General features: G+C 45.2%; 9 protein-coding genes. 5 read left to right on the top strand and 4 right to left on the bottom strand.

Features of this window, described 5'->3' with window-relative positions; genetic code table 11:
• Positions 1-33: 33 nt before the first annotated feature.
• The 3 genes from dnaB to P0108_RS01970 are packed head-to-tail and all read left to right on the top strand — an operon-like array spanning position 34 to position 3,728.
• Positions 34-1,494 carry a replicative DNA helicase gene (gene dnaB / locus P0108_RS01980; protein WP_032835455.1) on the top strand — a complete coding sequence of 487 codons (1,461 nt, stop codon included), beginning with the start codon at positions 34-36 and terminating at the stop codon, positions 1,492-1,494.
• Positions 1,495-1,509: 15 nt separating this feature from the next.
• Complete coding sequence (locus P0108_RS01975; RefSeq protein ID WP_102155556.1) at positions 1,510-2,928, top strand: Mur ligase family protein; 1,419 nt, start codon at positions 1,510-1,512, stop codon at positions 2,926-2,928.
• 5 nt (positions 2,929-2,933) lie between these two features.
• Positions 2,934-3,728, top strand: coding sequence for a type 1 glutamine amidotransferase (locus P0108_RS01970; RefSeq protein ID WP_102155554.1), 795 nt, complete (start codon positions 2,934-2,936; stop codon positions 3,726-3,728).
• A gap of 138 nt (positions 3,729-3,866) precedes the next feature.
• Here the strand turns inward: P0108_RS01970 and upp are convergent, their stop codons facing one another.
• From upp to P0108_RS01950, 4 genes are all read right to left on the bottom strand, one after another.
• Entirely contained in the window at positions 3,867-4,505 is a 639-nt protein-coding gene (gene upp, locus P0108_RS01965; protein WP_102155552.1) for a uracil phosphoribosyltransferase, read from the bottom strand.
• A 311-nt stretch (positions 4,506-4,816) separates the two neighbouring features.
• Entirely contained in the window at positions 4,817-5,470 is a 654-nt protein-coding gene (locus P0108_RS01960; protein WP_102155550.1) for a thymidine phosphorylase, read from the bottom strand.
• Positions 5,471-5,516: 46 nt separating this feature from the next.
• Positions 5,517-6,731, bottom strand: coding sequence for an NUDIX hydrolase (locus tag P0108_RS01955; protein ID WP_174182789.1), 1,215 nt, complete (start codon positions 6,729-6,731; stop codon positions 5,517-5,519).
• Positions 6,732-7,301: 570 nt separating this feature from the next.
• Positions 7,302-9,539 (bottom strand): RNA degradosome polyphosphate kinase, encoded by a 2,238-nt coding sequence (locus P0108_RS01950; protein ID WP_116431984.1) that lies wholly within the window; start codon positions 9,537-9,539, stop codon positions 7,302-7,304.
• 662 nt (positions 9,540-10,201) lie between these two features.
• On the opposite strand from P0108_RS01950, the gene P0108_RS01945 reads away from it, so the two are divergent.
• Entirely contained in the window at positions 10,202-10,933 is a 732-nt protein-coding gene (locus P0108_RS01945) for an MIP/aquaporin family protein (RefSeq protein WP_012913721.1), read from the top strand.
• A 163-nt stretch (positions 10,934-11,096) separates the two neighbouring features.
• Positions 11,097-12,146, top strand: coding sequence for a glutamyl-Q tRNA(Asp) synthetase (locus tag P0108_RS01940; RefSeq protein ID WP_473730745.1), 1,050 nt, complete (start codon positions 11,097-11,099; stop codon positions 12,144-12,146).
• Positions 12,147-12,149: the final 3 nt, after the last annotated feature.

Raw genomic sequence — 12,149 nt, 5'->3', positions numbered from 1 at the left:
TCATAATACGTGCGCGCGTTTATACTCGTTTTTATGGCAGATAATGATATGTGGCAATCTACTAAAGGCAATGTTATCCGCGCAGGGAGCAATCGTGGTGGCAATGGTGACGCCTCTGCATATGGTTCTGGCGTTGCAAATCGTGGTGCTGAAGTAGGTGCTACGTTGTTTGATCGTGTGCCTCCTCACGATGTTGATGCAGAAATGGCTGTGCTTGGCGGAATGCTTATGAGCAAAGATGCTATTGGCGAAGTGTCTCAATTGCTTGAAACATCAGATTTTTATTTACCGCAGCACCAAACAATTTATGATGCTATTCTTACGCTTTTTGCAGGATCCCAGCCTGTTGATGTTGTGCTTGTAGCTAACGAATTAATGAAAGATGGAAATCTCGATAAAGTTGGCGGAGCTGACTATTTGCACAGCCTAGTAGCTTCTGTGCCAACAGCCGCAAACGCAATGTACTACGCAGATATTGTGCACCAAAATGCTGTTCTTCGTAACGTTATTACTGCTGGCACAAAAATTGCGCAAATGGGCTATTCTGCTTCCGGAGCGCAAGCAGAAGATATTGTAAATCTTGCGCAATCAGAAGTGTATGAGATGAGTGCCGGCAAAGTGCGTCAAGATTACGTTGCTATTGGCCCAGTTTTGCAAAATACACTTGATCAGCTAGATAAAATGCAAAATCACGAACTTGAACAAGGTGTACCGACTGGATTTAGAGATATTGACGAAGTTACTCAAGGTTTGCAACCTGGCCAAATGATTGTTGTTGCTGGTCGTCCAGCTATGGGTAAGTCAACACTTGGTATTGATTTTGCGCGCTCGGCGGCGCTACACCACAATATGACGTCTATTGTATTCTCTCTAGAAATGAGCAAAGTGGAATTGGCTCAGCGCATTATTGCTGCAGAAACTAATATTCCGCTTGCTGCTATGCGAAGAGCGGAAGATATTACTCCAGATCGTTGGAATACTCTTAATACTTTTTGGACAAAAATGCAAAACGCTCCGCTTTTTATTGATGACAGTCCAAATATGAGCTTGATGGAAATTCGCGCAAAATGCCGTCGTTTGAAGCAAACTAATGATCTGAAACTGGTAGTTATTGATTACCTTCAGCTGATGAGTTCCGGCAAGCGCGTGGAAAGTCGTCAGCAGGAAGTTTCAGAATTCTCGCGTGCGCTGAAGCTTCTTGCTAAAGAGCTTGAAGTGCCAGTTGTGGCTTTGAGCCAGCTTAACCGCGGACCGGAAATGCGAAACGACAAGAAGCCACAGCTTTCAGATTTGCGCGAATCTGGTTCTATTGAGCAGGATGCTGACGTGGTGTTCCTTGTGCATCGCCCTGATTTTTACAATAAGGAAGATCGCCCAGGCGAAGCCGATATCATTATGGCAAAGCATCGTAACGGCCCTACTGACACGTTTAATCTTGCCTTCTTGGGTGCAACTTCCAAGTTCATGGATATGCCGCAAGACTACCAGCAATAAGGGGTGTGATTTAGTATGTCAAGCCGCGACCATAAATCGCATAAAAAGTTGCGCCGAAATTTGCATAAGCATTGGTACAGTTTTGCAATGCCTGCTGTTGGTAAACTTGTTTGCGCTCTTTCTAGGGTGCTACATCATGGCGGAAGCGCATTGCCGGGTAAAGTTATTGAAAGCCTCGATTCTGGCTTTCTAGCGCGCACTCTTGCATCATTGCCGTACGGAATAGTTCTTATTTCCGGAACTAATGGCAAAACTACCACAACGCGTATGGTAACTTCTATGCTGCGCGACGCAGGGCTTAATGTATTTACTAATCCAACCGGTTCAAACTTTACTAGAGGAGTAGTTGCGGCTCTTGCTAAAACAATGCCTGCTTTTGGCACAAAACTAAATGCGGATATTGCAGTTTTAGAGCTCGACGAAGCGTACGCAGTGCATTTTGTAAATCAAATCAAGCCTCGCTACTCTTTATTGCTAAACGTTATGCGAGATCAGCTCGACCGATTCGGCGAAATTGATACAACTGCAAAACTATTAAGCAACGTAGCTGCTGCAACTGAAGGAACAGTAGTGCTAAATCGCGAAGATCCACGTATTTGCGGGCTTGCAAAAGTTGTTCCTTCCGGGACTTGTGTGCGGTATTTTGGTTTGGATGACGCAGTAAAAAGCATGTTCCCAACGGATGATGATTTGCACAATACTGCCGAAAAAAGCGAAAATTGCGAAGATACTGCAGAAAGCAAGGCTAACAATCTTCCTAAAGCAGACGTTGTGCTTTCAAAAGTCGGAGACCATGAGGCCGAGTTTATACTTGATGGCAAGAGTAAAACCACATCTGTAAAACTCGACGGCGCTTACAACATTTTCAACGCTGCTGCAGCAGCAACAGTAGTTCGCGCTATCTTGGCGGACGCTAAAAAACAAAATTCTACGCTGCAAAAATTCGACGACGACGCGCTTATGGAAGCGATTTCGCACGTAACTCCTGCTTTTGGTAGAGGAGAAGTAATTGAAGTTAATGGCGCTCCTGTTGAGCTTGTTTTAGTGAAGAATCCTATTGGTTTTAGACTTGCGATTGCTTCGGACCATCCGCAAAATCACGATACCATGATTGCAATTTGTGACGAATACGCTGACGGTAGAGATATGAGCTGGCTGTGGGACGTTGATTTTGCAAGCTTTAGTGGCACTGGAGTTGCGTGTGTTTCGGGCACTCGCGCATGGGATATGGCTTTGCGGTTGCAATACGATAAGGTTGAGGCTCGCAATGTGAATACGGATTTGGAAGAAGATGCTAAAGCTTTTGTAAATGGCGATTTTAGTGGCAATACTAAAAATGCTAAGCGCATATATTGCACGTATACTGCTATGCTTCGCGTGCGCGCTGCTTTAGCACAACTTGCAGAAGTTAAAGACGTTGGAGTTGGGAAGTAATTGTCATGAATGGTTCCAGTGATATTAGTAAAGCAAATGCTACTTGTGAAGAAAATCGCGTGCTAGATATTGTGTCGTTGTACCCGAAAGACATGAATATTTACGGGGACTACGGGAATGTGCTTACGATTATGCGCCGAGCGGAATTGTATGGCTACGAGCCTGTGCTACACGAGTACAATGTTGGCGATTTATGGCCAGAACACGTGGATATGATTCTTGGCGGCGGCGGTCAAGATCATGGTCAAAGCAGAGTCACTGAAGATTTATTTGCGCGAGCAGACGCGATTCGTGGGCTTGCAAAAGATGGCGTTCCAATGCTTATGATTTGTGGGCTTTACCAGCTTTTTGGAAAGTATTTTGAAACCGTTGAAGGTCAAAAGCTTAAAGGAATTGGAATACTTGGCGAGCATACGGTTGGTCAAGATGTGCGCATGATTGGAAATCTTGTGGAACATAGCGACGATTTTGGCGATATTGTGGGCTACGAGAATCATTCTGGGCGCACAAGCTTGGAGGGTGATACTCATCCACTTGGCTCGGTTGATAGTGAAAATTGCGGTAATAATGGCAAGGATCACACGGAAGGAGCGCGCAAATACAATGTTATTGGAACGTATATGCACGGCTCAGTTTTGCCGAAAAATCCGCGTCTGGCTGACTTTTTAATCCGTACTGCTGCGCAAAATCGTTACGGCGAATTTTCGCCAAAGCAAACTGATGCTCAACGCGCGGAGCTTGCGAAACTAGACGAATTAGCAGAGCGCGCTCGCGAAGTGGCCGTAACTCGTCCTCGGTAAGAGATTTATCTGCGCTAAAATTTGTTAACGCTAAACACAAAAGCCTGCTGAAGTTGCAAAGTGTTGCAAATCAGCAGGCTTTTTGTAGTTTTGATTTTAGCTTTTATATTCTAGCTTTCGCTTGATTTGGTGAGTGTATTAGTCAATCAAACCATACAAGCGATCGCCAGCGTCGCCAAGACCTGGAACGATATAAGATTTGTCGTTCAAATGCTCGTCAACAGCGCAAACAACAACCTTAAAATCAATGGAAGGATCAAGTTCCTTCTCCAAGCGCTCTAAGCCTTCTGGGGCTGCCAAAATGTTAATAGCAGTAACATCCTTAGCGCCGCGCTCAGCCAAATAGTGCGTAGCGGCAATAAGAGTACCACCAGTGGCAAGCATTGGGTCAAGAAGGAAGCATTGACGACCGGTCAAATCTTCTGGCAAACGGTTGGCATAAGTGATGATATCGAGCGTCTGCTCGTCGCGCTTCATGCCAAGGAATCCAACCTCAGCGGTTGGAAGAAGGCGAGTCATGCCGTCGAGCATGCCAAGACCAGCGCGCAAAACCGGCACAACCATTGGGCGTGGGCGGTTCAAATGCTTGCCAGTCATCTTGCAAATAGGAGTTTCAATCTCGCGATCGCTAACTTCCAAATTGCGGGTTGCTTCGTATGCTTCGAGGGTTACCAATTCGGAAACCAACTCGCGGAAAATATTAGAAGGTGTATTCTTATCACGCAAAACGGTGAGCTTGTGGTCCACCAGCGGATGATGTAAAACATGAAGATCCATACCTTCTAGGGTAATGCAAGCATGGCATGTTAAGCTATCGGCGTGCCGTTATTTTTGCGCAAAATATAAACAAATGTGAGTAAAAATATATTTTATCTAAAATTAGCTAGCAAAATCTAAAATCTAAAATATAAAATCTAAAATTCGAGATTCAGAGCAGAAACGATACTGACTTGCGAAAGCGCCTGTCGGCGCAAACGCCGCTCGCAGCGGCAAAAAATGGAGCCCGGGGCTTAAACACAAGCCAGCATCATTTTGAGTATACCTTGTTTTCTATTTTCACGCGCCGCACAATTTTAATCGCAAATAATTTATTCCAACTTTCCTGCGCGCCATAATTTCGCTCCATGAGCAAAAGATAACGAAAGTGCGTGCATATTTGCGGAGATATGCAAAACTTTTGCAATTTTCTGCGTGTGCATTGTATTTGCTTGCTCATCTAACTTTTTTGCGTAAACTCGCATTCCGCGCGCAATAATCGAAGTAAAAGCTGAAGCGCGGTAAAGAGCTACGGCAAAATCGCCTGTAAAAGCACCAGAAAGAATAGAGTCTGCAAGTTGCGCAATATCTTCTCCGGTAGGAGCGTCGTCAATTCCTGTAATAGCCGAAGCGCTTGTTGTTTCAGGCTCGCCAAGACTCCAGTACTCGGCGTAAGCTTCGCGCTGCTTTCGTAGAGACATGCGCAGTAAGTACAGTCGCCACAACATTCCAGGAAGAGACTCAGCCTCCGCGTGACTCCACAAATCTGCAATAACTTCAATGCCTTCATTTTCAACTAAATTCAGCACGCGTTCAACGATTTCCGGCGACTGCGTTTTATGAACGCGGTTAAGCAAAACTGCAGCGGAAGTGTGGCTAATTTCGTTTACAACCTGCGGATCCGTGCCGCCTTCAATCTGCGCGAGCATTGCAGGATCCATTTGTGCAGGTCGGCTTGGGCGTGAAGCTCCTGTAGGGCTTGGCATAAAAGCAGATCTGCTTGAATGAATAGAACTCGATTGAGAATTTAAACTAGTAGACACTTGGCAGAACCTTTTCAATATCAATAATGCGAGCACCCTTAGGAGTACTAATTATGTGCAAAACTATTGCGCTTCCTGTAGGCATGTATGGAGATTTTTGGCTGAGTATGCGCTTGTGTGCTCTAGGTTTTGTTATTTCGCGCAAATAATCGAAGAAAGTGCCAATCACTGGGCGGTGCAAGCACATGACGGTTGCGTTGTTGGATGCGATTGCGCTGTTGGCTGTGCTTACATTGCTAGTTTTACTTGTATTTTGTGCGTTGCACTCAAGATTTTGTATTTCGTTTATAAGCACAGACAATGTAGATTTTGGTTGTTTCTCGTGATGGTCTTCAGTAAGTTCCGCAACCTGTTCTATTTGAAGTGAAGAGTCGTGCGCAAAAGCCGCAACCGTTTCAACGCAACGTTTCCAAGGTGACGATATGATTTTATTCGGCGCGTAGCAGGCAAGCTCGCGTCCTAGAGCGTATGATGCGGCTGCTCCAAGAGGTGTGATTGGTCGAGTCGCTTCGCTTCCTTGCCAAGTTTTTCGAGACTCAGCTTTTCCGTGACGCACTAGAAGCAACGTGCTGTATTCTGCTTTACCTGCGTGGAGCTTTTCTAAGAAAGCGTCTAGCACTTCACGGTCGCTATCGTGCGTAAGCTTTTTTCGCGCTTGAGAAGGAGTAAGCCATAAAACATTGCCAATTTCAGTAGGTTTTGCTGGCTTAATTGGTCCGAAAGCAGGGAGACGCTTTGCTGCAGTTGGCTTGTCGATTAAGCGCATCATCCAGTAGTGGATTCGCTTTATTACTTCCGGCTGAGAATTGCGATTTTGGCTGCTATTTGATGAGCTGTTCTTGGAAGATTTTTTGCCTTCGCGCTCAAGCGGATACTCTATTTTGGCAATGTGTGGGCCTAGTGTGACTGAATATCCTGTTTCTTCTCCAACTTCGCGCACGGCTGTGTGGCGATGCGATTCGTTTGGCTCATTCTTTCCTTTTGGCCAGCTCCAATCGTCATATTTAGGACGGTAGACTAGGCAAAGCTCAAAATCGTCGTCGCTAGACTTTATTGCGCTGATTGGCTTATTCGCATGGTTTGGATTTATTGCATTGCTGCCTGTTTTTGTCTCTTCATCTGCATTTGAGCTGTTTGTAGTATTGCGCTTGCGATAAATAATTCCGCCAGCTGCTTCAACGTATTGCGTCGTTACTGCACTCATATTCACTATTTTAGCGGTTTTCTTTCGCAATTTTTAGTTGTGCTTGGTTATTTATTGCAATTCGATTATTTGCTCATTTGGTTAGAATCAATTTAGTTGCTGATTTTTGTATATTTGCGCTGCTTACGTTTATCACAGTCATGACTGTGATATAAGTGTTGTTACAGTCATTTTTCTCGTTCGTAACAGTGATTTTCGTATACATGACTGTCATTTTTTGATTTTGAACGTGATTGGCTATATTTTGACAGTGATCTTATGTATTTTGACCGAGATGCGTAGATCTATGACAGTCATTCTGGCTTCCGCGACTGTGATACCACAAGTTATGACTGTGATACAGATGTGCTGAGTAAGTCAGATATTTTGTTATATAACCCAAAATTCCTAAAACTGGCAAATTATGGCGTAAAAAACTTCCTAAAACTGGCAAATGGTGCTGTAGAAATTTCGGCTATTGCCGGGAATACTTGAGATTTAGCCAGATTATAAAGGGTTAATAAACACAACAAGAGCCAGAAACATGTTACTGAATCTGGCTCTTGCTTATTGTTTATTAGTTATTTGCGATTAGTTCGCACCGCGAGGCTTACGTGTGTGAGTATGAATTAAGTAAGCCTGGCTGTCTACGAGCGGACGACCTTCCTTATCGCGAGAATGCAAGGTATACGTGCCGTCGCCATCCATCCACCACGAAACAGTAGAATCAGCCATTTGTAAATCAATATACTGAATCAACGCTTCAACCTGATCAGGCGCACTGATACGGACAAGCGTCTCAACGCGGCGGTCAAGATTGCGGTGCATTAAATCGGCCGAGCCAATCCAAACTTCTGGGCCGCTTGCAGGGCCGTCACCAATCTGCGGACCGCAAGAATTAGCGAATGCGTAAATACGGCTGTGCTCAAGGAATCGGCCAAGAATAGAGCGAACGCGAATATTCTCACTCAATCCCTCAATGCCAGGCTTCAGTGAGCAAATTCCACGCTCAACAATATCAATCTTCACGCCAGCTTGAGAAGCACGGTATAAAGCGTCAATAGTTTGCTCATCAACTACGGAATTGACCTTAATCTTAATCCACGCTTCCTTGCCAGCAAGAGCTGCGGCTTCCTCGCGGCGAATACGCTGAATAATGCCAGTGCGAACGGTTCGTGGAGCTACAAGTAAGCGATGGAAGCTTGACTTTGGAGCATAACCGGAAAGCTGGTTAAACAAGCGAGTCAAATCCTGTCCGACTACAGGATCGCAAGTAAGCAACCCCAAATCAGTGTAAAGGCGAGCAGTCTTAGGATTGTAATTACCTGTGCCAACGTGGCAGTAGCGACGCAACCCTTCTGCTTCTTGGCGTACCACGAGTGAAAGCTTGCAGTGAGTCTTCAAACCAACAATGCCGTACACAACGTGAACGCCTGCGCGCTCAAGCTTACGAGCCCAAGCAATATTTGCGTCCTCGTCAAATCGTGCCTTAATCTCAACCAGCGCAAGTACCTGTTTGCCAGCGTGAGCTGCGTCAACAAGAGCGTCAATAATTGGCGAATTGCTAGACGTTCGATACAAAGTTTGCTTAATTGCAAGCACTTTTGGATCTGCAGCAGCCTGCGCGAGGAATGCCTGTACAGAAGTAGAGAACGAATCGTAAGGATGATGCAACAAAATGTCATGCTCGCGAATAGAAGCGAAAATATCTTGAGCGTGGCTAGTTTCAACTTCCGCAATCTGACGGTTCGTAGTAGGAATAAACGGACGATACTTCAAATCTGGGCGGTCAAGCGCCTGCAATTCAAACAATACCGTCATATCAAGCGGCGAAGGCAAGCGATAGACTTCCTCAGGGCTTACGCGAAGTTGATTTGCAAGAAGCTGAGAAAGGAATGGGCTGGCCTCGTTAGAAATTTCCAAACGAATTGGCGGCCCAAAGCGGCGGCGAAGAAGTTCCTTCTCCATAGCGTTAAGCAAGTTTTCTGCATCGTCTTCCTCAACGTCAATATCTTCGTTACGCGTAACGCGGAAAGAGCGAGCTTCCTTAATAATCATTCCTGGGAAAAGTGATTCCAAGTGTGCTGCAATCAGCTTTTCCATAGTGATGAAGCCGTAGCGCTCTTCGCGACCTTCTTCGTCTGTTAAATCGTCAACTGGTACAAGGCGATTCAAATTATCTGGAATCTTTACGCGAGCAAAATGCGACTTTCCAGAATTTGGATTTTCGACGATAACAGCCAAGTTAATAGACTTGCCGGAAATGTATGGGAATGGGTGAGCAGGATCCACTGCAAGAGGCGTAAGAACAGGGAATACTTGCTTTTTGTAGTAATCAGACAAACGTGCTTTTTCTGATTCTGTAAGCTTATCCCAGCTGAGCAACACAATGCGCTGTTTGGCAAGCTCAGGAAGAATGTGCTCAATAACATAGTGAGCGTGCTCATCTTGACGGCGGTGAGTTACTTCACTAATAGCGCGCAATTGCTGACGAGGGCTTAAGCCGGATGCTGCAGTTACTGCTATTCCAGAATCTATTCTGCGCTTTAATCCTGCAACTCGAACCATAAAGAATTCGTCGAGATTTGACGCAAAGATAGCAGCAAAATTAGCGCGTTCAAGAAGTGGCAAATCTGTATTCTGAGCCAACTCGAGCACGCGACGATTGAACTTCAACCAGCTTAATTCTCGGTCGAAGAAACGATCTTTTGGCAACGGTAGCTCACCCTCACGAGCTTCACGCTTTTCTGCCTTTTCATCTTCGGCGATGTGTTCGGCAATTTGACCGCGCAGTATCGCCTTTGAGGGAGCGTCAAAAATTTGTACCATATTCTGTAATTGTATGCGTTGCAAGGGAAGTGCGCGACTGAGTGTCGATTTTATTGCTTGCTTTGCGCTCTAAAAATATCTTGCGACACGCCGGAGTGTGTCTCATGCGAACGTAATTTAACATGATAACCTTTGCATGTTCACAAAATGCCGCAAGAGTTGCGATTTTTCGTGTGCAATTGAACAGTAGTGACAATATGTTAACAAAGGCTAATTTGCTCTTTACTATTAGGCAAAAAACGATGATAATAATAATTACAAAAACAAAAAAGAGATAGCGGTAACCCACAAAAGTGTATGGATATGAAATCCGTGGACGTTGGACGGGATATTTAAGACTTTAACCGTTGCAACGAGGATGTTGTGAAGATGAAACCGCAGATATTGTTTTTGTAGATAAGAGGCTCGCCAAGGTGGCGGGCCTCTTTTGGTGTGAGGGCGATTTTACTATTTACGCAGACTGTCGCGCGTATAAGGGAAACTATCAAAGAATAAATGTTGGAATTCATTTTCTTAGCTTCTTTGAAAATGAGAATATATTGTGTTCCATGCTGTGCTAATCGCAATTGCGAGTTGTTGGACGATTGTTAAGCGACGAGTCGTTATTTATACGCGTGATTACGTGTGTGGAGTTTGAAACAAGTAAGAAGGATCGAAGGACCATGCAACATTCGTTTATGGCAATGTTGGCTGCAGAATTTATTGGCACTGCTATTCTCATGATTTTCGGAAACGGTGCTGTAGCAAACGTTGAATTAAAAAATACTAAAGGACACCATGCTGGCTGGCTAAATATTGCTATGGGCTACGGTTTTGGCGTGATGTTCCCAGTGCTCATGTTTGGCGGAATCTCAGGTGCGCATATCAATCCTGCTATGACAATTGCGCAAGCTGTAAACGGCATGTTCCCGTGGGCTAACGTTGCGCCTTATATTGTAGCTCAGCTTTTAGGCGCGCTGGTTGGTCAGCTTATTGTGTACGTAACTTATTTGCCGCATTACAACGAAACTGAGGAGTCAGAAGCAATTCTTGGCACTTTCTGCACTACGGATGCGTATAACAACAAAATTAACTACTTCCTTAACGAGTTCTTCGGCACGCTTGTGCTTGTTTTAGCTGCACTTTGCTGCCTTACTTCTCCTTGGGGTGAGAAGAATTTGGCTGGCGCTTCAATCGTCGTTGGCTTCGTTGTTTGGGGCTTGGTGACTTCTATGGGTGGTCCAACTGGTCCTGCTTTGAATCCTGCTCGTGATCTTATGCCGCGTTTGCTTCACGCAATTTTGCCAATTCCGCACAAGGGATCTTCTCGCTGGGGTGAAGCGTGGATTCCAGTTATTGCTCCTATTGCCGGCGCAATCTTGGGTGTGGTTATGTATAAGTCGTTATTTGCATAAAACATTTGCTTTTAACTGTGATTGATTGCGGTTTATTGCGATTGTAAGAAGCGCGTAATGCTAGTATGAATGCGTTACGCGCTTTTTATTTTGCAAGCTTATGCTTTGCAAGCTTGTGCTTATTAAGAAAAATATTGGAAAAGATTTTAAGAAAGACGAAATCATGTTTTCGAAGTCAACTATTGCAATTGGTCGTTTTGCGCCGACTCCTTCCGGGCGTATGCATATTGGAAACATGGTAGCAATGTTGGCTGCGTGGCTTTCTGCAAAATCGCAGGGTGGCCACATGCTTTTGCGTTTGGAAGATCTTGATATTGCGCGAATGCCGAAAGATGCTAGCGCGCGAGTTATTGACGATTTGAAGTGGGCTGGTCTTGATTGGGTCGGCGAGCCGACTTATCAGCATGAGCGCACTGCAATCTACCAAGAAGCTCTTGATGCGTTAGAATCTTTGCAAGATGCTGACGGAAATTCGTTGATTTACCCGTGTTTTTGCTCGCGTTCCGATATTCGTGCAATCGCAGCTCCGCAAGAAGGCGACGGTTTTATACGCTACCCGGGTACGTGCAGAAATCTGTGCAAAACTGCGGAAGGCTTGGCGCAAATCGAAAGGCGTTTGCAAAATAACCAGCAACATTCTTTGCGACTTGCAGTGCCGTCTGCTGATTCGCTGCAAGCAAATGTGAGTTTTGAAGACGCGATTTTTGGCGCGCAATCGTTTAACATTAATCGCGATTTGGGAGATATGGTGATTCGCCGCGCGGATGGCGTTTTTTCTTATCAGCTTGCGGTTGTTGTTGACGATGTTTTGAGCGGAGTAAATGATATTGTGCGCGGCCGCGATTTGCTTCGTTCGGCAGCGCTTCAAATTTGGATTGGTGAGCTGCTTGAAAAATCGGGATTTTTTGCGGCTTATGGCGTGCACTATGTGCGTCCGCAATTTGCGCATTTACCGCTGATTGATAACGCACAAGGCGAGCGACTTGCAAAAAGTAAGCACTCGCTAGACGTCGGTGCTCTTCGTGAATCTGGCTGGAGTGCCGAGCGCATGATTGGCTATTGCATGTATCTTTTGGGATACAAAAAGCCTGGTCAAAATCAGCCTGTAGATATGAGTGCCGACGATGCGCTTGCGTTATTTAAAAGCCTTGACACGCCGTGGGGTTCTGTTCGCGCAAACCTAGCCGACAAATCCGTGCCCTTCCTCGACTAAACT

Source organism: Gardnerella sp. c10Ua_244 (assembly GCF_055818055.1).
This window is presented reverse-complemented; position numbering and strand designations above follow the sequence as displayed.